This window comes from Actinomyces urogenitalis, from assembly GCF_002861525.1.
GTDB classification, from domain to species: domain Bacteria; phylum Actinomycetota; class Actinomycetes; order Actinomycetales; family Actinomycetaceae; genus Actinomyces; species Actinomyces urogenitalis.
In genome coordinates, this window is sequence record NZ_PKHA01000001.1 from 399,482 (window position 1) to 420,330 (window position 20,849).

Annotated in this window: 16 protein-coding genes; 5 read left to right on the forward strand and 11 right to left on the reverse strand. The window is 69.4% G+C overall.

Going from position 1 to position 20,849, the window contains the following annotated elements; translation table 11 throughout:
• Positions 1-62 precede the first annotated feature (62 nt).
• A complete protein-coding gene (locus tag CYJ26_RS01715) occupies positions 63-986 on the reverse strand; it encodes a DUF5692 family protein (protein ID WP_006549566.1) in 924 nt (307 codons plus the stop codon).
• Between the two features lie 128 nt (positions 987-1,114).
• On the opposite strand from CYJ26_RS01715, the gene CYJ26_RS01720 reads away from it, so the two are divergent.
• Complete coding sequence (locus CYJ26_RS01720) at positions 1,115-1,687, forward strand: TetR-like C-terminal domain-containing protein (protein ID WP_101637820.1); 573 nt, start codon at positions 1,115-1,117, stop codon at positions 1,685-1,687.
• On the opposite strand, the gene leuA is transcribed toward CYJ26_RS01720, so the two are convergent.
• The 7 genes from leuA to CYJ26_RS01755 form a co-directional block, all read right to left on the reverse strand.
• Positions 1,668-3,446, reverse strand: coding sequence for a 2-isopropylmalate synthase (leuA, locus tag CYJ26_RS01725; protein WP_101637821.1), 1,779 nt, complete (start codon positions 3,444-3,446; stop codon positions 1,668-1,670). The two genes, CYJ26_RS01720 and leuA, sit on opposite strands and share 20 nt — an antisense overlap.
• A gap of 276 nt (positions 3,447-3,722) precedes the next feature.
• Positions 3,723-7,289, reverse strand: coding sequence for a bifunctional proline dehydrogenase/L-glutamate gamma-semialdehyde dehydrogenase (locus tag CYJ26_RS01730; RefSeq protein WP_101637898.1), 3,567 nt, complete (start codon positions 7,287-7,289; stop codon positions 3,723-3,725).
• Positions 7,290-7,388: 99 nt separating this feature from the next.
• A complete protein-coding gene (locus CYJ26_RS01735; RefSeq protein WP_101637822.1) occupies positions 7,389-9,164 on the reverse strand; it encodes an alpha/beta hydrolase family protein in 1,776 nt (591 codons plus the stop codon).
• A gap of 9 nt (positions 9,165-9,173) precedes the next feature.
• Positions 9,174-10,229, reverse strand: a complete 1,056-nt coding sequence (gene era / locus CYJ26_RS01740; RefSeq protein ID WP_006549561.1) for a GTPase Era — start codon at positions 10,227-10,229, stop codon at positions 9,174-9,176.
• Positions 10,222-11,520, reverse strand: coding sequence for a hemolysin family protein (locus CYJ26_RS01745; RefSeq protein ID WP_006549560.1), 1,299 nt, complete (start codon positions 11,518-11,520; stop codon positions 10,222-10,224). Before CYJ26_RS01745 ends, era begins: the two co-directional genes overlap by 8 nt.
• Positions 11,517-11,975 (reverse strand): rRNA maturation RNase YbeY, encoded by a 459-nt coding sequence (gene ybeY, locus CYJ26_RS01750; RefSeq protein ID WP_006549559.1) that lies wholly within the window; start codon positions 11,973-11,975, stop codon positions 11,517-11,519. Before ybeY ends, CYJ26_RS01745 begins: the two co-directional genes overlap by 4 nt.
• Positions 11,972-13,120, reverse strand: a complete 1,149-nt coding sequence (locus CYJ26_RS01755) for a PhoH family protein (protein WP_034234605.1) — start codon at positions 13,118-13,120, stop codon at positions 11,972-11,974. Before CYJ26_RS01755 ends, ybeY begins: the two co-directional genes overlap by 4 nt.
• Positions 13,121-13,337: 217 nt before the next feature.
• Here CYJ26_RS01755 and CYJ26_RS01765 point away from each other — a divergent pair, with 217 nt between their 5' ends.
• Positions 13,338-14,174 carry a restriction endonuclease gene (locus CYJ26_RS01765; protein ID WP_180950827.1) on the forward strand — a complete coding sequence of 279 codons (837 nt, stop codon included), beginning with the start codon at positions 13,338-13,340 and terminating at the stop codon, positions 14,172-14,174.
• A gap of 235 nt (positions 14,175-14,409) precedes the next feature.
• On the opposite strand, the gene CYJ26_RS01770 is transcribed toward CYJ26_RS01765, so the two are convergent.
• Together CYJ26_RS01770 and CYJ26_RS01775 are read right to left on the reverse strand one after the other, a co-directional pair.
• Entirely contained in the window at positions 14,410-15,156 is a 747-nt protein-coding gene (locus CYJ26_RS01770; protein WP_034234606.1) for an ABC transporter permease, read from the reverse strand.
• Positions 15,153-16,043: an ABC transporter ATP-binding protein gene (locus CYJ26_RS01775; protein WP_081449223.1), complete on the reverse strand. Its 891-nt coding sequence runs from the start codon at positions 16,041-16,043 to the stop codon at positions 15,153-15,155. Before CYJ26_RS01775 ends, CYJ26_RS01770 begins: the two co-directional genes overlap by 4 nt.
• Positions 16,044-16,233: 190 nt before the next feature.
• Between CYJ26_RS01775 and CYJ26_RS10655 the strand changes: the two genes are divergently transcribed.
• Complete coding sequence (locus CYJ26_RS10655) at positions 16,234-16,539, forward strand: DUF4298 domain-containing protein (protein WP_006549551.1); 306 nt, start codon at positions 16,234-16,236, stop codon at positions 16,537-16,539.
• 97 nt (positions 16,540-16,636) lie between these two features.
• On the opposite strand, the gene CYJ26_RS11105 is transcribed toward CYJ26_RS10655, so the two are convergent.
• Complete coding sequence (locus CYJ26_RS11105; RefSeq protein WP_101637824.1) at positions 16,637-17,083, reverse strand: DUF2316 family protein; 447 nt, start codon at positions 17,081-17,083, stop codon at positions 16,637-16,639.
• Between the two features lie 204 nt (positions 17,084-17,287).
• Between CYJ26_RS11105 and CYJ26_RS01790 the strand changes: the two genes are divergently transcribed.
• Positions 17,288-19,087 (forward strand): ABC transporter ATP-binding protein, encoded by a 1,800-nt coding sequence (locus CYJ26_RS01790; protein WP_161800712.1) that lies wholly within the window; start codon positions 17,288-17,290, stop codon positions 19,085-19,087.
• Complete coding sequence (locus tag CYJ26_RS01795) at positions 19,080-20,849, forward strand: ABC transporter ATP-binding protein (protein WP_101637825.1); 1,770 nt, start codon at positions 19,080-19,082, stop codon at positions 20,847-20,849. Before CYJ26_RS01790 ends, CYJ26_RS01795 begins: the two co-directional genes overlap by 8 nt.

The window sequence follows — 20,849 nt, forward strand, 5'->3', positions numbered from 1 at the left end:
CACGACGGCGCCGCCGCCTCACCCCGCCAGGCAGGCGGCGCCGTCGGCCCTGAGCGGACGTGTCAGCGGTTGGCCTCCACGACCTCGCGGTAGGCCCGGTGCCCGGTGTAGAGCTCCTCGCCCAGCGGGCTGCGGTGGTCACGGACCATGGTGCGCAGCTGGTAGACGGCCACGGCCACGTTGGCAGCCAGGGCCACGGCCGAGACCGTCATGAGCGCGGCCGGGTCATGAGAGGCCTCGACGGCGAAGCGGGAGTCCGTGACGAAGGCCGGCACTGCCATGGTGAACATCATCCAGAAGGCCAGCGTGTGGGCACGGTGCTGGAGCCACACGCCCTTCTTGATGAAGAAGGCCGGGATCGTGCAGGAGATGAGCAGCGCGGCGCCGGCGTAGAAGGAGTGGTCGCCCACGCAGTTGTAGACGTAGGCGAAGTTCCACAGGTCGTAGGCGATGACCCAGAACCACAGCATGTCCGGCCAGACCATGTCCTTGGAGGGAGCCTTGGAGATGAAGATGCCGGTCCACCCGCAGATCGTCACCAGGTTGAGCAGGCCCGCCACACCGTTCATCCAGTTCCAGGGGCCGGAGACCATGAACACGCCGTCCACCACGCCGTTGGCGCCCATCGCCCCGACCTGGAAGTCACGGATGCAGGCCTCAGCGATATTGATCGCCAGGATGGCAGGAGGAAAGGCCAGCGCCCACTTGTTGGAATCCAGGCGTGGGCGGTATCGCAGCGCCATGAAGCCCAGGCAGCCGGCCAGGGCGGAGTAGACCTTGACCCAGTGGAACCAGGTCCCGGTGGAGGAGCCGGCCCCGGCGGTCTGCGGCCACACGAAGACCGTCAGGGCCACGGGCAGGGCGATGAACAGCAGCCAGCCGGCCACGCGCCAGCGGCGGCTGATCTCATTGAGCACGATGAGGGCGGCCAGGACCGCGAACCAGGCGGCCCAGGAGTACCAGGCGATATCGGCGTACAGGAACATGGCGAGCACCTTTCACGTCATTGGGAGTCAGGAGGTTGCCTGTCACCGTGAGGCTAGGCAGCGCCGCCACCACGCGCACTTGTCACCTGGGCTGAAGTGTCAAGGCCTTCCTGGTTAGGCTGGCAGCCGTGAGTGACACTGCCGCGCGCACACGCCTGGCCCTGGGCCAGGCGCTCAAGGACGAGCTGGAGACGACGCCGCTCAATCGCGTCACGGTCCGTCGCCTCACCCAGGCCACCGGGATCACCCGGCAGGCCTTCTACTACCACTTCGCCGACGTCTACGACCTGGCCGTGTGGACCTTCATGCAGGAGGTCACCCACCGAGTCATGGACGCGGCCGGCTACGACCACTGGGCCGAGGGCCTGGAGCTGCTCATGGTCTGGATGGCCCAGCACAAGGCCCAGACCTACCAGACCATCCAGGCGCTCAGCCACGAGGACCTCGAGCGCTTCCTGCACAGCCAGCTGCGCGCCATGATGGTGGTGATCGTCGCCGAGCTCGACCATGACCGCGGCCTCCATCCGCAGGACCGAGCCTTCATCATTGACCACTACACCCTGTGCGTCCTGGGGCACCTCATGCACTGGCTCGCCACCGGGATGCAGCAGGACCCGCACGTCCTCGTGCCGAGGATCGAGCGGGTCCTGCGTGGGTGCGTCTCCCAGTCGCTGACGCGATTCAACGCAGAGCGCGGTTGACGGCGGAGATGACGGCCTTGAAGGAGGAGGTCGCGATGGAGGGGTCGATGCCCACTCCCCACAGGACCTGCCCGCCGACCTCAGCCTCGACGTAGGAGGCGGCTCGCGCGTCACGCCCCTCGCTCAGGGCGTGCTCGGCGTAGTCGAGGATGCGCACACTCACCCCCGTCTGCTCCAGGGCGGAGACGAAGGCGTCCAGCGGGCCGTTGCCCGAGGCGGTGAGCAGGCGGCGCTCGCCGCCGTCGCGCAGGGTGACGGTCAGGATCGACTCCTCCTCGCCGGAGGAGGTCAGCGTGGCACCCTTGAGCTCATAGCGGCCCCAGCTGGGCAGGTCCGCCTCAGGCGCCGCCTTGGCCGGCAGGTACTCGTCCGTGAACAGGGTCCACAGGCGCGTGGCGTCGACCTCGCCACCGTAGGTGTCGGTGTGGCGCTGGACGATCCGGGAGAACTCCATCTGCAGGCGGCGGGGCAGGTCGAGGTTGTGGGTCTGGCCGAGCAGGTAGGAGACCCCGCCCTTGCCGGACTGGGAGTTGACACGGACCACGGCCTCGTAGGAACGCCCCACGTCGTGAGGGTCAATCGGCAGGTAGGGCATGTGCCAGGGCACCGCGGTCTCGGCAGCCTCGGCATCCATCCCCTCCTCGCGCTTGGCCGCTACCTGCGTGGCACGAGCGGCGAAGCCCTTCTTAATGGCGTCCTGGTGGGATCCAGAGAAGGAGGTGTAGACCAGCTCGCCGGCGTACGGGGTGCGCGGGGGCACGTCCATGCCGGTGGCGTGCTCGACGGTACGACGGATCTCGTCGATATTCGACAGGTCGAGCATGGGGTCCACGCCCTGGCTGAACAGGTTGAGGGCGAGGGTGACCAGGTCCACGTTGCCGGTGCGCTCGCCGTGGCCGAACAGGCAGCCCTCCACGCGCTGGGCGCCGGCCAGCAGGCCCAGCTCGGCGGCAGCCACGCCCGAGCCACGGTCGTTGTGGTTGTGCAGGGACAGGCACACGGCCTCACGGTGGGACAGGTGGCGCGAGACCCACTCGATCTGGTCGGCGTAGACGTTGGGGGTGGCGCGCTCGACGGTGGCCGGCAGGTTGAGGATGATCTCGCGGTCAGCCTCCGGCTGCCAGACCTCCATGACGGCCTCGCAGACCTCCAAGGTGTACTCACGCTCGGTGTCCACGAAGATCTCCGGGGAGTACTCGAAGCCGAAGATCGTGTCCTCGGTGAGGACCTTCTCCGCCCGGGCCATCACCTGGCGCGTGCCCTCGACGGCGAGGTCACGGATCTCGTCCTTGCCCATGCGGAAGACGACCTCACGGAACAGAGGAGACAAGGCGTTGTAGAGGTGGACGGTGGCTCGCGGGATACCGATGCAGGCGTCCAGGGTGCGGTCGATGAGGTCGCTGCGCGACTGGGTGAGAACAGAGATCGTCACGTCCTCGGGGATCGCGTCCTCATCCACCAGGGAGCGCACAAAGTCGTAGTCCGTCTGAGAGGCGGCCGGGAAGCCGATCTCGATCTCCTTGAAGCCCATGCGCACGAGCATGTCGAACACCGCGCGCTTGGCAGCCGGGCCCATCGGCTCGATGAGGGACTGGTTGCCGTCACGCAGGTCCGTCGACAGCCAGCGTGGGGCGCTGGTCAGGTGCTTGGTGGGCCAGGTCCGGTCCGGAAGGTCCGTGACCCCGGTGTCCCGGAAGGGCCGGTACTTGGCAAAGGGCATGCCAGAAGGCTGCTGGGGTGCGGGGCGGGCGGTACGCATCGGAGGACTCCTGTGTGGGTAAGGCTGGGGAGGCCGGCAACACAGGTAAGCCGCGGTCGGGGTGCCGGCCTGGTCAGGCCCCGCCGCGGCGGCTAAGCAGGAGGCTGCTGGTCGCGCGCATGGCTGTGACGGTACTCCCCTGGCGTCCTCGGCGCTGGAATGTGCCGCAGAGTGGACGCCTGCCTCGTCATCGGGACCGTGGTTTTCCGTGCGGGACCGTCCCCTACGGACAGCGCAGGTACCGGTCCCGCACGGAAAACCACGGTCCCGACGGCGCTAGAGCAGCCCGGCCGCCAGGTCGAGCGGCGTGCCGAAGCGGTGCGCCGTCACCGCCACGGCCTGCTCACGCAGGAAGGGCAGCAGCTCGGTGTGCGGGTTGGCCGTGACCTCACCGGTGTACAGGGCGACGTCGGGACTGCCCTTGGTCACGCGGCTCGCCTCACGCCAGCGCTCCTGGCTGGTCTGCTCACGCGGGCCGATCACTCGCACCCGCAGATCCAGGTCACCCGAAGCCGCCTTGTCCGCCAGGCGCAGCTCCCAAGCCGAGGTCTGCTCCACCCGCACGCGCATCCACGAGCGCAGGGCCTCCGCCAGCTCATCACTGGGCTCCTGGGCCACGCTGAGCTCAATCCCGGCGCCGGCGACCATGCCCGCCGCCAGGACACGCACGAGGTCGGCCTCCGGCGTGCCGGCCTCGGCACGCACAGTGACGGCGGCCGGGCGGTAGCGCAGGACGTTGCGCTCACAGGCCAGTCCCGTCACGTCCAGGTTGCGTGCGTAGGTCTCCTGCCAGGCTGCGGCGTCCGCGGCCAGCCCTGCGTGCAGGAAGGCGGCCTCCTCGCGTCCCAGGTGAGTGCGCACGGCGTCGTAGAGGGCCAGGGCCCCGGCGTGCAGGTTCTCGCGCAGGTGGGAGCCGGAGGGCGCCTGCGGCGTGCGGTCGCGGACCACCTCGCCCAGGCCCAGCAGGTAGCTGGGTCCACCGGCCTTGGTGGTCGAGCCGATCGCCGAGCGCTTCCATCCCCCGAAGGGCTGACGGCGCACGATCGCGCCGGTGATCCCACGGTTGACGTACAGGTTGCCGGCCTCGACCTGCTCCAGCCAGGTCGCCAGCTCGCCAGCGTCCATGGTCTGCAGGCCGGAGGTGAGTCCGTAGTCGACGGCGTTGACGGCGTCGATCGCCTCCTGGAGGGTCTCCACCCGCATGACGCCGAGCACCGGGGCAAAGTACTCGGTGCGGTGGTACTCGCTGCCCGGGGTGACGCCCGCACGGATGCCCGGACGCCACAGCCCTCCGCCCAGGTGCTGGGGCCGCAGCACCCAGTGCTCACCGCGGCTCAGCGTGGTCAGTCCTCGCAGCGCCTTGGGGTCATCGGGCACGACGACGGGCCCCACCTGGGCGTCCAGGTGCTCGGGTGCCTTGACCCGCAGGGAGGCGGTGGCGTCCACGAGCTGGCGGGCGATGCGCTCGGAGCGCCCTGCGGAGCCGACGAGGATGAGCAGGGAGGAGGCCGAGCACTTCTGCCCCGCGTGGGCGAAGGCGGAGGACACCACGTCACGCACGGCCAGGTCAGGGTCGGCCGAGGAGGTGACGATGATGGCGTTCTTGCCGCTGGTCTCCCCCAGCAGGTGCAGGTCCGGCTTCCAGGAACGGAAGAGCCGGGCCGTGTCATAGGACCCGGTGAGGATGACCCGGCCCACGCGCTCGGAGACGATGAGCTGGCGTGAGACCTCACCGTCCTCGACGGCGGCCAGGGCCAGGACCTCCTCAGGAACACCGGCGTCGTGGAAGGCCCGCACGAGCTCAGCCGCGCAGCGCCTGGCCGGAGGAGCCGGCTTGAGGACGACGGCGCTGCCGGTAGCCAGAGCCGCGGCCACTCCCCCGGTGGGGATGGCCAGCGGGAAGTTCCAGGGCGAGGCGACGACCGTGACCTCCACCGGCTCCAGGCGCGAGCCGACCATCTCCTTCTCATCGGCCAGACGCAGGCTCATGGTGGCGTAGTGGTGGCAGAAGTCGATGGCCTCACTGACCTCGGGGTCGGCCTGGTCGATCGTCTTGCCCGCCTCGCTGGCAGCGACCTCGATGAGCTCACCACGCCGGCAGGACAGCACGTCTCCCACCCGGTGCAGGATGGCGGCACGCTCCTCATAGCCACGCTCACGCCAGGAGGCGCTCGCGCCAGCCAGGCCAGCCAGCAGCTCCTCGGCAGCCTCCGGCGTCCTCAGGCGCTGCTCGCTGGCGGCCACGGCCTCCGCTCCACGACGTGAGGTCGGCACGGCGGCGGCGATCTGGCGGGCCCACTGGCGGTTGGCGGCCAGGGCAGGGTCAGAGTCCGGCTCGCTGGTGAAGGGACGCCGGGCCTGCTCGGCCACGCTCCCCTGCGGCTCGTCCAGGCCAGCCGCAGCCTGCGCCAGCCGGTCCTGACGGCGGTTGGGCACCGGTACCGGAGCCGAGGGGTCGACGTCCGCCAGGGCGGCGAGGAAGCGATCGCGCTCGCGGTCAAAGACCTCCTGGCTGGTGGCGATGTCGAAGACACCGGACATGAAGTTGTCCGGGGCGGCGTTCTCCTCCAGGCGGCGCACGAGGTAGGAGATGGCCACGTCGAACTCATCGGGGTGGACCACCGGCACGTACAGCAGGAGGTGCCCGGTATCGCGGCGCACCACGGTCTGCAGGTCAGTGGCCATGCCAGAGAGCATCTCGAACTCGACGGCGTCGCCGTTCTGCAGGCCGCGCGCGGCGCGCATCTCGAAGGCAAAGGCGATGTCAAAGAGGTTCTGCCCGGCCACACCCAGGCGGATGTTGCGGGTACGCTCAGGCGTCATCGCCCAGTCGAGCATCCGCTTGTAGTTGGTGTCCGTGGCCTGCTTGGAGGGCCAGGTGGTCAGCTCCCAGCCGTGGATCTCGGCGTCGACCTTCTCCATGGACAGGTTGGCGCCCTTGACGATGCGCACCTTGACGCGTGAACCTCCCGCGTCCACGCGCTCAGCGGCCCACTTCTGCAGGCGCTGCATCGCTCCCAGAGAGTCAGGCAGGTAGGCCTGCAGGACGATCCCGGCCTCGTAGCCGCGCATGTCCTCCTGGTCCAGGATCGAGGTGAAGACCTCGATGGTCAGGTCCAGGTCCTTGTAGTCCTCCATATCCAGGTTCAGGAAGGTGCCGTGGTCACGAGCCAGCCGGTACAGAGGGCTGAGTGCCTCCACCCCGTGGGCGACGACCTCCTCATGGCCCCAGGGATTGTGCGGGCCGGTGACCGCCGAGACCTTGATCGAGACGTAGTCGACGTCCTCGCGGGTCACCAGGCGCGAGACCTCAGCCAGACGACGCTCGGCCTCCTTCTCCCCCAGGACGGCCTCACCCAGCAGGTTGACGTTGAGGCGGTTGCCGCCCCGGCGCAGGCGCGCGAGCGCGGGTCCCAGGCTGCGCTCGGTGGCGTCGACCACAAGGTCCCCCACGATCTCCCGGAAGGTGCGCCGGGCCACGGCGGTGACCGTGCGCGGCGCCAGGCGCGAGGCCGTTCCGCCCAGTCCCATCGCCGCGGCCAGGGGCCCGGGCAGGAACGAGGTACGTCCAGCGGCTAAGCGGGTGAAGGCTGCCGAGGCGACGTCCAGGTCAACCGGGCGCACGACGTCGTCGACGAAGCGGGTGGTGAACTCCAGCCCATCGGGGTCAGCCAGGACCCGCGAGAGGATCTCCGCGGTGCGGGGCGTCGGCTCGTGCGCGGACTCCTCGGCCCAGAGGCGGGCGCGCTCGACGGCGCGACGACCGAGCTCCCACAGGTGGTCGGGGCAGACACGTGCGGGGGTGGGGAGGGAAGACGAGGGGTCTGGGAGCGTGGTCGGCATACGCGCGGCCTCCTTGCCGGTCGAAGTGACGTAGACCTCCTCAGTGTGCCGCACCTAGGACCTTGGGCGCAGGCGAATGGGGCCGCAAGATCACCAGGCTCACGACAGCAACGGAAACAGGCCCCAGTAGGCCAGGTCCACCAGCAGGACCAGGGTACCGGCGAGCGCTGCGCACAGGACCGCGGCTGCAGGAAGAGTCAGCCACCGGCCCTCGTTCCGCCTCCCTCGGCGCACGTGGCCGCGCATGAGCCAGATCCGCCCGGAGAGCTTGACCAGGAGGATGACGCTCACCCAAGCCACCATCTGGGCCACGAACCAGCCCCCGTAGGAGATGAACGGGTTGGAGGAGTAGGACAGGGCCAGCCGGGCTACCAGACCGATATACGCCAGGTACAGCACCCAGGCGGCCAGTACGGACAGGGCCAGCGCCCCCGACCAGCGTCCGATCGGGTCCGGCAGGTGCAGGCCCCGCCTGCCCCGCAGTCGCGGCAGCTGCCCGATCACCCAGCCGGCCCCGGCTGCCGCCAGCAGCGCCACTCCCGCGATGAGGGTGCCGAGCATGAGGTCGCCCGAGGCGTACCACCGGGCAGGCCCAGGGGCCTGCGCCCAGAAGTCCTGCACCGGCGTCGCCCCGGCCACCGCCGGCGCCGCGCTGGCTGTGGCCGGCAGGCCAGTGACCCACCGCGACAGGTCCCGGGCCACGCCTGGCGCGAGCGGGCCGTCCGTCGTCGTACCGAGCTTGAGCCCGTGGTTGGCGCCGTCGTAGTAGCGCACGGTGAGCTGGGTGTTGCCGGCCTTGCGGATCGAGTCCCAGATCGTGGCCGGACCCTGGACCAGCGGCATCGAGGAGTCACCCGTGCCGTAGAGCATGAGCACCGGCACGGTGATCTTCTCCTCGTAGGGGCGGGCGTCGAAGTCGGCGTAGTCGAAGGCTCCGCGGGGCAGCTCGCGGCTGCCCAGCAGCCGCGCGGCGGCGTCAAGCAGGGCGTCAGGCACGCCCACACGCTTGAGGTAGGAGCCGGCGGCGTAGGTGGCCTGCTGGCGGATCATGACCACCGGGGCGCTGGCCAGGACGAGGAAGGCCACCTGCGGGTCGGTACCGGCCAGGATGACGCCGGGGTAGCCGCCTTCTGACTCGGCGTAGACGCCAACGCGGCCCGAGTCCACGCCGTCCAGGCCCCGCAGGTAGACCAGCGACTGCTCGTAGTCGGCCGCCATCGAGACGTAGTCACGCTCGGTCAGGCTGTAGTTCTCCGTGGGCTTGTTGGGCACCAGCGTGGTGGCCCCGGCTGAGGCCAGGGCCTCGGCCTGCTCGGCGAAACCGGCCTGGGTGTGCGTGCCCGCGCCATGGAGGAAGACCACGCCCGGCGTCGGCTCGTCCACCCCGACGGGCCGACGCAGCAGCGCCGGGACCTCCTCGCCGTCGGCCTGGGTGATCGTGACCTGGCTCGTGGCCACCTCGTAGCTGCCCACGGGGGCCGTCTCCACGTCCCCGCCGATACGCGTGTCCGTCGTGGAGGGCACGAGGGAGTCCTTGACCGCCACCGGGGACCAGCGTGGTCCGGCCAGAGTCCCTACCAGGGACAGGGCCAGGCAGGTGACGATGACGGCGCCGATGGTGCGGTGGTCACGTGAGACGGCCAGGACCACCGCCCCCAGGGCCAGGGTGGTGGTGATGTCCCAGATCTCCGCGCCGCCGGCCCCCAGGGCCGCCAGCACGATCACGGCCACGAGCACGCCGGCAGCCATGACGAGCAGGCGACGCCGTTCCTGGCGCCACAGACCAAGGAGCAGATGCCAGGCGCGTCGTGGGAAGGCCTTGATCCAGGTCCAGCCGGAGCGCAGCTCCTGCGCTGTCAGCAGGTCGTTCGCCACGGCCGGCCTCTAGAAACCGAGCTTGGCCAGGGCCTTGGGATCCGACTGCCAGTCCTTGGAGGTGCGTACGTGCAGGTCAAGGTAGACCTTGCGGCCGATCAGCTCCTCGATGCCCGCGCGGGCGCGCACGCCGATCTCCTTCAGGCGCGAGCCACCCTTGCCGATCATGATGGCCTTCTGAGAGTCACGCTCCACCACGAGGCTCACCCGCACCTGCAGTCGCTCGCCGGCGCCCTTGACACGCGATCCGGTGCGGTCGGTGCGAGGGTCGAGGATCTCGTCGACGACGACAGCCAGGGAGTGGGGCAGCTCGTCACGCACGGACTCCAGGGCGGCCTCGCGCACGAGTTCACCGATCATGACGGCCTGGGGCTCGTCGGTGACCTCCCCGGTGGGGTACAGCGGCGGCGAGGGCGGCAGGTGTCCCATCAGGACGTCGGCCACGACGTCGACCTGCTCGCCGGAGACAGCCGAGACCGGCACGATGTCCGCCCAGTCCCCCAGCTCGTTGACGGCCAGCAGCTGGGCGGCCAGGGCCTGGCGGCTGACGGTGTCCGCCTTGGTGACCACGGCGACGATCGGCGCACGCACCTGCTCCAGGTCCCGGGCGATGAAGCGGTCACCCGGGCCGATCTTCTCGTTGGCCGGGATGCAGAAGGCGACGACGTCGACGTCCGTGAGCGTCTCGCGCACCAGGTCGTTGAGCCGCTTGCCCAGCAGGGTCTTGGGGCGGTGGAGGCCGGGGGTGTCGACGAGCACCAGCTGGGCGTCCTCGCGGTGGACCACGCCGCGCACGTTGTGCCGGGTGGTCTGGGGACGGCCAGAGGTGATGGCCACCTTGGAGCCGACCAGGGCGTTGGTGAGCGTGGACTTGCCCGCGTTGGGACGGCCCACCAGGCAGGCGAAGCCGGCCCGGAAGTCCTCGGGGAAGTCCGGGACCACGATCTCGGCGCGTGCCAAGGCGGGCAGGGCGTCGTCGGCGGCGACCTCGTCGGGCTCCTCCAGGGCGTTGGGGCCGGCCATGAGCTCCTCGTCGGAGGGGAAGCGGAAGGGGGCGTCAGTCATGAGTGTCCTTTGAGGTGGTCTGGGCCGTATCCGGCCTGCTGGCAGAGACAAGAAGGCTGGTGACCTGGCGGCGCCGGCCGGTGGCCTGGTCAGCCACGAGGTGGAGGCCCTGGACCTCGCCGCTGGCGCCTGGCAGCGGGACCCGGCCGATGGCCTTGGTGAGCAGACCTCCGGCGGTGTCGACGTCGTCGTCGTCGATCTCCAGGCCGAAGAGCTCTCCGAGCTCGTCCAGGCTCAGGCGCGCCGGGACCCGGTAGACGCCGTCGCCCAGGTCCTCGACCTCGGGCTCGGCGTGATCGTGCTCGTCAGTCATGTCACCCACGACCTCCTCCAGGAGGTCCTCCATGGTGACCAGCCCGGCCGTACCGCCGTACTCGTCGACGGCCAGGGCCATGTGGACCGAGTCGGTCTGCATCTCACGCAGCAGGTCGTCGGCGAGCTTGGTCTCAGGGACGTAGACCGCCTCACGCATGCAGGTGACGACCTCGCGCTGGGCGTACTCGGGCTGGGCGTCCAGGCGGCGCAGGAGGTCCTTGAGATAGACCACGCCGCGCACGTCGTCGGCGTCCTGGCCGATCACGGGCACGCGAGAGAAGCCGGACTTGATGAACAGGCGCATGGCGGCCGAGACCGGTTTGTCCGCGTCGATGGTCACCATGTCCGTGCGCGGGACCATCACCTCGCGCACGAGGGTCTGGCCGAGCTCGACGACGCTGCGCAGCATCTGCCGATCCTCGTCCTCGATGGTCTCGGCCTCGCCGATCTCGTCGATCATCTCGCGTAGGTCCTCGGTCACCTCCGCGCGGGCCTCGGCATCGGTGAGGGTGGATGAGCGTCCGTAGTGGTTCTCCAGCCAGCGCCACGGCCGGCCGACGGCGTCGACCTTCTCCAGAGGGCCGGCCAGCGCCAGCAGGACCCCGGCCGGGTTGCGCCGGCCGGCCGAGCGCGGAGAGAGCCCGACGACGAGCCCCAGGAGCACGGCGTTCAGGCCGACGGCGATGATGAGCACCAGCCACCAGCGGCTGACCAGCCCGGCCACGGCCAAGGTGAGCAGGACGGCAGCCAGCATGTCCACCGCCACACGCACCGCCGTGACCGAGCCCAGTACCTGGGAGCGGCGCTCAGCCAGGGCGAGGACACGCTGGGCTCCGCGCCGTCCCTCCTCAACCAGGTCCTCGGCGGCGGCACGGGTCATCCGTGACAGGGCAGCCTCGGCGGCGCTGAGCAACGCGCCGCAGGCGAGCACCGCCACGGCGGCGACGATGAGGAGAGCGGCCGGGGTCCCGCTCACTTGCCGCGCTCCGCCAGGAAGGTCAGGAGCAGCTGGCGCTGGAGGGCGAACATCTCCTTCTTCTCCTCCTCCTCGGCGTGGTCGTAGCCCAGCAGGTGGAGGATCCCGTGGGTGGTCAGCAGCAGCATCTCCTCAGGCGCGCTGTGGCCAGCCTCCAGCGCCTGCTTGGCCGCCACCTGCGGGCACAGCACGATGTCGCCGAGCGTCCCGGCGGGCGTCTCGGAGTCCTCGGTGCCCGGGCGCAGCTCGTCCATGGGGAAGCTCATGACGTCAGTGGGGCCGGGCAGGTCCAGCCAGCGCACGTGGAGCTCGGCCATGGGCTCAGGATCAATGAACAGGATGTTGAGCTCGGCCTGGGGGTTGACGTGCATGGCCCGCAGGACGTGGTCGGCCAGGGCGGCGAACTCCGCGCCGTCGATCTCAACGTCAGTCTCGTTGTTGACCTCGGTGGTCATGCGTGGGTCCTCCCGTTGGCGGGTCGGTGGTAGGTGCGGCCTGAGGGACGACGGCGGTCCTCACGTGTCAGCGAGGGTGCGGCCTGCTCGGTGGGCCGGGTGGCGGCCGCCTGGGCGGCGCGCTCGGCGTCGTAACGGGCGTAGGCGTCAATGATCCGGCCCACGAGACGGTGGCGCACGACGTCGGCGCTGCCCAGCTCGCAAAAGCTGATGCCGTCCACGCCGGCCAGGATCTTGCGCACCACGAGCAGGCCGGAGGGGCGCCCGCCGGGCAGGTCGATCTGCGAGACGTCCCCGGTCACCACCATCTTGGAGCCGAAGCCCAGACGGGTGAGGAACATCTTCATCTGCTCGGGGCTGGTGTTCTGGGCCTCGTCGAGGATGACGAAGGCGTCGTTGAGGGTGCGCCCGCGCATATAGGCCAGCGGCGCGACCTCGATGGTGCCGGCGGCCATGAGCCGCGGCAGGGCGTCGGGCTCGAGCATGTCGTGCAGCGCGTCGTAGAGGGGCCGCAGGTAGGGGTCGATCTTGTCGGTGAGGGACCCCGGCAGGAAGCCGAGGTTCTCCCCTGCCTCGACCGCGGGCCGGGTGAGGATGATGCGCGAGACCTGCCGCTTGGCCAGGGCGTCCACGGCCCGGGCCATAGCGAGGTAGGTCTTGCCGGTTCCGGCCGGGCCGATGCCGAAGGTGATGGTCGACTCGGCGATGGCGTCGGTGTAGGCCTTCTGGCCCAGCGACTTGGGACGGATCGACTTGCCGTGGGTGGTCAGGACGTCGTCGGTCAGGACCTCGGTGGGCCGGGCCGCGGCGTCGAGCAGGCCGATGGCGCGCTCGACGGCGTCGGCCGTCAGCGGCGTACCGGCACGGGCGACGTCGATGAGCTCGGACAGCAGCAGGACCACCGTGTCCACGCGGGACGCCTCGCCTGTCACGGTGACGGTGTTGCCTCGCACGTGCAGGCCGACGTCGGGGAAGCCCTTCTCGATCGCGCGCAGGACCTCGTCGCGCGCGCCCAGCAGCTGGACGGGCGGCAAGTCCGCGGGCAGGACGAGGCTGCGCGTGTCGTCGGCGTGAGGTTCGCGTGTCGTGGCAGGTGCTGAGGTGATCGCCGAAGGATCGGCTACTTCGATGGGCGGATTCGTCATCGCGCCCGATCCTATCCGTATCCGGTGCGGATGGCCGCGAGCCGGGCCGGGATCGCGGCGGTACCGATAGGGTTGAGGAAAGACCTCAACGCAGAGAACGTGAGCGAGACAGTGGCTACGACCGACCGCACACCGACAACCGACCGGTTCCGCCCCGCGGTGCTCCGGGTCCTCGCAGACGGGCAGGAACGCGATTTTCGAGACGTGTGCGAGCAGGCTGCGACTCTCCTCGGCCTGTCAGGCGACGCGTGAGGAGCGGATCGCCTCAGGCCAGTCCCGCTACGTCAACCGCGTCAACTGGGCGTGCTCCGGCCTGACAGTGGCCGGGCTCCTGGAGCGTCCACGGCGCGGCCGATACCGCATCACTGAGAACGGGCGCGCCGTCGACCAGCGCTCCCTGCCGGAGTACTCCGAGAAGGACATGCTCGAGTGGCCGGTGTGGCGCGCGTACCAGGACGAGATCACCCAGCGCAAGATCCAGCAGCACGGCGACGGCGTCGCCGAGACGGACGACGACGCCGCAGCGGATCCGGTCGAGGTCCTCGCCGCCGGTGAGCGTGCGTTCAACGCCCAGACGGAGACGAGCCTGCGCAAGCGGCTCCAGGAGGCGTCTCCCGAGTTCTTTGAGCGCGCCGTCATTGACGTGCTGTGGGCGATGGGCTACGGCGGCACCCACGGCGAGAAGCAGCACGTGGGGCGCTCGGGCGACGGCGGTATCGACGGCGTCATCCGCCAGGACGCTCTGGGCCTGACGAACATCTACATCCAGGCCAAGCGTTACGCCGACACCAACAAGGTCGGCGAGCCCGAGATCCGCAATTTCATCGGGTCCCTGGACACCCAGGGCGCGAGCCTCGGCGTCTTCATCACGACCTCGTCCTTCCAGCCGGGCGCAGTGCATACGGCCGAGGGCTACCGGCACGGCAGGATCATCCTGATCGACGGCCTCAGGCTGACCTCGCTCATGCTCGCCTACGGCGTCGCGGTCCACAAGACCCGCGAGTTCACTCTCTACGAGATCGACGACGACTTCTTCGACGAAGAGCTCGCCTGAGAGGGGAGTTGGCTCCGCCTCATGCCAGCCCTACCCGACAGGTAAGACGAGGACCGGCCCTGGACTACCCACCGAGGTAAGTAGCGGAACCGGTCATGGTGGGGCCGATCCTAGCTCACCGGATCAGGGCTACCGGCCTACGACAGCAGGCCCAGGGATGGGCGAAGGGACTCGTGGCGCGCCCTCTGGGCGCCACGACGCCGGACACTTCCGGGCCTGCGGGCCTGCCGGCTTATCAGCGCGTGGCTCGGGGCATCGTTCGTGCGGCCACGACGAGCAGGGCCAGCCCTACCAGCGCCAGCCACAGCAGATTGCGGCCCGTCTGCCAGGGCATGTCGGGGGCCGTCGCCAGGTGCGCAGCCAGGTCAGCCGCCCAGCTCATGGGCAGCCAGTCGCCGACCGCCTCCAGCACCCCCGGCAGCTGGCCGCGCGGGACCAGCAGGCCGCACAGGAAGACCTGCGGTGCGACGACGACCGGCATGAGCTGGACCGCCTGGAACTCCGAGGAGGCGAAGGCCGAGGTGAACAGGCCCAGCGCCACCCCCACGAAGGCGTCGAGGAGACCGACCAGCACCAGCCAGCCCCAGGACCCGGCCAGCTCGACGTCCAGCAGCCAGCCGCACACGGCCGCCAGGACAAGGGACTGCACCGTGGCGGCCAGGGTGCAGGCCGTGCCGTAGCCCAGCAGCAGGTCGGCGCGGTGCAGGGGCGTGGTCCACAGCCTCTCCAGGGTGCCTGAGCGTCGTTCCCGCAGCATGGCGACGCTGGTGACCAGGAACATCACGAGCATCGGCAGGATCGCGACCATCGTGACGGCCACCCGGTTGAACAGTCGCTCACCGCCCGGGTAGTCGAGGTAGACGAAGTAGAGCAGGGTCACCAGGACCGAGGGGACCACCACAATGAGCCCGACGGTGCGTCGGTCCGCGGCGAGCTGGGCGAGAACCCGGCGGGTGATGGCGAGATAGGTGCGCAGCCTCATGACTGATCCTCCTGTGGCACCGGTGCCGTCACGGCAGCACGTCCGCCGTCGTCGCCAACCCCGTGCGCAAGGGGGCCGACGGCGAAGCCCTGCGCGGCGGCGTCGAGGCAACCGTTCGCGCCGTCGTCACCGAACCGTCGGACCAGGGTGAGGAAGGCCTGGTCCAGCGTCGCGGCACCCGTGGACTCCAGCAGCTGCTCAGCAGTGGCGCGGGCCAGGAGCCTGCCGTCACGCATGAGCACGACGCTGTCACAGCGGAAGGCCTCGTCCATGACGTGGCTGGAGACGAGGATCGTCGTGCCCGCCGCGGCGACGTCGTGGAAGGCGGTCCACAGCTCCTCGCGGGTCACCGGATCGAGACCGACCGTCGGTTCGTCGAGGACCAGGAGGTCGGGGGCGCCCACCAGGGCACAGGCCAGGCTCACGCGACCGGCCTGCCCACCCGAGTAGGTCGAGACCGGGCGGTCGGCGATGTCAGCCAGCCCCACGGTGTCCAGGACCTCCCCCACCGCGCGGGAGCGGGAGCCGGCGAGCGAGGCGAAGTAGGCCAGGTTCTGGCGTGCTGTGAGGTCGGTGTAGACCGCGGTGCCCTGCGCCATGTAGCCCACCCGGCCGCGCGTCGCTGGCGAGCCGGGACGGTGCCCGAGAACCCGGAGCTCGCCGTCGTAGCGCTGGACACCAACGAGGCTGCGCATGAGCGTGGTCTTGCCGCAGCCTGAGGGGCCGAGCAGGCCAGTGACGGAGCCTCGGCGCAGGTCCAGGTCGAGGCCACGCAGGATCGTGTTCCCGCCACGGCCCACGCGAAGGTCACGGGCGTGGACGACGAGGGGAGGTGCCTGGTCGGCGGAGGTCACGGCAGCAGCAGGGCCCTGCCCGTGTGGTGTCATGACCACGAACCTATGGCGTGCAGCCGCGCCTGACAACATGGGGCAGGCAGGAAGGCGGCTGTACGCTGCCCCTGCGGCGCGGCCCAACCAACCAGGTGCCGGCCCGGGCCGATGCAGCACGACGCCGTCTCAGAGCGCCGGCGCTTCACAGCATCACGCACTCGTCGTCGACCTGATCGGATGGGAACGCATGGACGCAGGCACACAGGCACGGCTGTCACACTTCCAGGCGCTCTACGCACGCGTGGAACGGGACAACGCCGAGCTCAGCGCCATCCTCGAGGCACTCCCCCGCATGCAGGAGCGCCTGGCCGAGCTCGTCGGCTACTACGACACCCAGTGGAGCACAGACCACGAGGAGATCGACTCCTTCCCCTCCGGCGAGGGAAGCTACTCCATCCTCTCCGAGGACGCGATCTACAACGAGATCCACTCGCGGCTGTCTCTTGTGCAGGAGATGGAGCATGCCTGTCGCGAGATCCTCTCCCAGGAGTAGTCCACGTCCGGGAGGGGTCCTGTCCGGGGCGCGATGGCCGACGGCGGAGCGCTACCGGCCGCTGCCACCGTCACCCTGGCCTGACGGTCGCCAGGGTCTAGAGGTCGTCGATGTCCGGCAGGTCCCATCGTCCAAACCACTGCTGAGCCCTGGGACGCATGCACGCAGTCATCACAGTGAAGACGGGAGGTGTCTGGCCCCGGTGCTCAGCGAGGGCGGCGAGCAGGTCCCGGGTCCGCCACACGTCGAGCGGAGAGCCGTCAACGTCCAGGACCTGCTGCAGGTACTGCGTGGTGTAACCCAGTCGATCCGCCAGGACGTCGTCCGACAGGTCGATCTGCTCTCGGGCGGCACGCATCTCCTTGGCGTTCCGAGCTCTTTCCTCGGCAGTGAGCGACACAGGCCCACCAGCCTTTCCTGTTGACAGAGACCTCAGCCACCCCCACCTTGTTTCAGGTCCTCGCGGGGGGCAGGACGCCCACGCTACCCGTGAGAGCAGGGACGGGCGCCCAGGCGAGCGAGACGAGAGCAGCCTAGTCCTCATGCGCCGTCGGCCGCTTACCGGACCGACAGTAAAAGGCTTAGCCGATTAATGCTATCACCTTGATTTCTAGATCAACACCTCTTAGCGTACACTTAGGTAAGGCTAACCTGATAGTTACTGGAGGCGTCTCATATGCCGAGGAAGCTCGCGGACGGATCGGTCCCAGCCGAGACTGCACCACCGCAGACAACCGATGGTCAGCTGATGGACAAGCACAAGCGAGGCCAGGCAGCCATCTCCAGGCTCCAGAGGCCCATCAGGGGCCGCCTGGCCATCGCCCAGATCCTGATGCTCATCAGCGTTGCCTTCTCCATCGCCCCCTACGTGGCGCTGGTAGCGCTGGGTGACACCCTCCTGGAGCACTACCAGGGCGGTTCCCCGCTGGACGCCGCCCGCATCAAGCTCATCATCAACGTCTTCATCGGCGCCTTCTTCACCAGAATCTTCTTCATGCTGCTCAGCCTGACGGTCACGCACTTCGTCGACCTCAGGCTGCGCGACCAGACCCGCCGCGACCTTCTGGCCCGCTTTGCCAAGGCGCCGCTGGGCTGGTTCACCGAAGCCACCTCCGGCCGGGTCCGCAAGGCGGTTCAGGACGACACCACCACGGTTCACACCGTGATCGCCCACGCACCCGTGGACATCCTCAACGCGGTCGCCACACCGGTTCTCATGTTCGGCTACGCCATCTACCTCGACTGGCGCCTGGGCCTGCTCGCGGTGGCGACGGTCCCGCTCTACGTGCTCACCTACTCGATCATGCTGCGCTCCATGCCAGCCAAGACCGCCGAGATGGACAGCAAGCTGGCCAAGGTCTCCTCCACGATGCTCGAGTTCGCCTCCGGCATCGCCGTGGTCAAGACCTTCGGTCAGACCGGGCGCTCCCACGCCGCCTACGCCAGAGCAGCCAAGGAATTCAACACCTTCTACCAAGCCTGGTGCATGCCGCTGCTCAACGTCTCCTGCCTCGCCGCCGCCTGGGTGTGCGTCCCGGTGATCCTGGCGGTGAACTTCGGCGTCGGCTCGCTCATGATCAACGCCGGGATCGTGACCCTGCCTGAGCTCATCTGCACCACCCTGATCGCCTTGGCGATCCCCAGCGTGATGAACATCGTCGCCGGGATCCAGTGGTCCTACCAGCTCGCCGGCTCTGCGGCCGTGCGCCTGTGCGAGATGCTCGACCTCGAGGTGCTCCCCCAGCCGGAGAACCCCAAGCAGCCCAAGGACTCGACCATCGAGGTCTCGGGCGTCAGCTACGTCTACGGCGAGGGCGAACGTGCGGTCACCGCCCTGAGGAACGTGACGCTCACCTTCCGCGAGGGCACCGTCACTGCGCTGCTCGGCCCGTCCGGCTCCGGCAAGTCGACGCTCGGCGCGCTGCTGGCCCGCTTCATGGACCCGAGCTCGGGAACGGTGGCCCTGGGCGGGGTCGACCTGCGCGACATCGATGAGAAGACCCTCTACTCCCAGGTCTCCTTCGTCCTGCAGGACGCCCAGCTGCTCACCACCTCCGTACGCAAGAACATCGCCCTGGCTCGGCCGGAGGCCACCGACGAGGAGATCGTGGCCGCCGCCAGGTCCGCTAACATCCACGACTTCATCGAGACGCTGCCCTCGGGCTACGACACTGTCATCGGCAGGGAGACCCACGTCTCCGGCGGCCAGGCCCAGCGCATCGCGATCGCCCGGGCCCTGCTGCGCAACGCCCCCGTCCTCGTCCTGGACGAGGCGACCGCGATGGTGGACCCCGAGTCCGAGGCAGAGATCCAGGAGGCCCTCACCCGCCTGGCCGAGGGCCGGACGGTCATCGTGATCGCCCACCGCCCGGCGGTGATCGTCGGGGCCGACCAGATCGTCGTCCTGGAGCACGGCGAGGTTCGCGCTGTCGGAAGCCACGAGGAGCTCAAGGACGATCCGCACTACTCACTGCTGCTCGCCCAGAGCGCCGTGGGGACCGCGCACGCCGGCACTCCCCGCAACCCTGAGGAGGGGCACAATGACTGACCACCGCTACGACCTCATGACCCCGCGCTTCCCCAGGCTCATGGAGGCGCACTCCTGGGGCTACCTCCGCCAAGGCACCCGGATCAGCTGCGTCGTCGGCGTGATCAACGGCCTGGCCTACCTCTCGCTGCTGCCGCTGTCGATGGTGCTGTCCACCGGCGAGCCCTTCCTCGGGCTCGGGCTCGGGCCCTGGTTGATCGTCCTGGCCTGCACCGCCGTGGTCGGCTCCACGGTCGACTTCATCGGCCAGAAGATCAGCTACAAGGGGTCCCTGGGCGCCTTGGAGGACATGCACAACGCCGTCGGCGAGAAGGTCTCGCGCCTGCCGCTCGGCTGGTTCGACCGAGACTCCGGCTCGGGCCTGTCCCGCATGGTCACCCAGGAGATGCTCTCGCTGGGCGAGGCGATCGCTCACTTCCTGTCCCGGCTCTACCTGAGCCTGTTCAGCTGCGCCACCATCATCGTCGGCTGCTGGATCTGGGACGCCCGGATCGGCCTGGCCCTCACCTTCTCCGCCCCGCTGGTCGTCCTGGGTCTGCTGGCCATCCGACTCCTGAACAGCAAGGGGCACCGCATGGTCGACCCGGTGGAGAAGGAGAGCGCGATGCGCGTGGTCGAGTTCGCCCAGTGCCAGGGCGCGCTGCGCGCCGCCGGCGCGGTCGAACGCTACGAGGAGCTCACCGAGGCGATGGACCAAGCCAACGCCGCCCGAAAGAAGAGCCTGTGGCTTGAGACCCTGGCCCAGGTGATCGGCGGCGGCTTCGTTCAGGGCTGCGTGCTCATCATGGTCTCGGTCATCGCGACCTTGACCGTCAGCGGCTCAATGGGCCTGATCGAGACCATCGCCACCCTGGGGCTCTCCCTCTCGTTCAGCAACGAGTTGACGACCGTCATGAACAGCCTGACCGGCATGGACGATCGACGCGTGCTGCTCAACACCGTCGAGGAGCTGCTTGAGGCCGAGGAGCTCCCTGAGACCGACCAGCCCGAGCCGCTGGTGACCACCGGCTCCGTGGCGCTGCACGAGGTTGACTTCTCCTACGACAAGGACAACCCCGTGATCCAGGGCGTCTCCTTCGAGGTCACCCCGCGCTCGATGTGCGCGATCGTCGGGCCCTCCGGCTCCGGCAAGACCACGCTGCTGCGCCTGATCTCCCGCTTCTACGACGTCGACGACGGCGAGATCCTCCTGGGCGGGGTCGACGTCCGCCAGGCCGCCACCACCGATCTCATGAGTCAGCTCTCCATGGTCTTCCAGGACGTCTACCTCTTCGACGAGACCCTCGAAGCCAATATCCGCCTCGCCCGCCCGGACGCCTCCGAGGCGGACCTGGCCGAGGCAGCACGGCTGGCCGGCGTCGACGAGATCGTCGAGCGCCTGCCCCTGGGCTGGCAGACCAAGGTCGGCGAGGGCGGTCGAGCGCTGTCCGGTGGTGAGCGCCAGCGCGTCTCAATCGCCCGCGCCCTCCTCAAGCGCGCCCCAATCGTCCTGTTCGACGAGGCCACCAGCGCCCTGGACGCCGAGAACGAGCAGAACATCGTCGCCTCGATGGAGAAGCTGCGTGAGGACGCCACGCTCATCGTCGTCGCCCACAAGCTCGAGACCATCGTCGCGGCGGACCAGATCGTCGCCCTCGACGACGACGGCAGGGTCGCCCAGGTGGGCACCCACGCCGAGCTCGTCGCCCAGGACGGCCCCTACAAGCGCTTCTGGACCAGGCGGCAGGAGGCCGCCGGCTGGGCGCTGGTCTCATCCCACTAG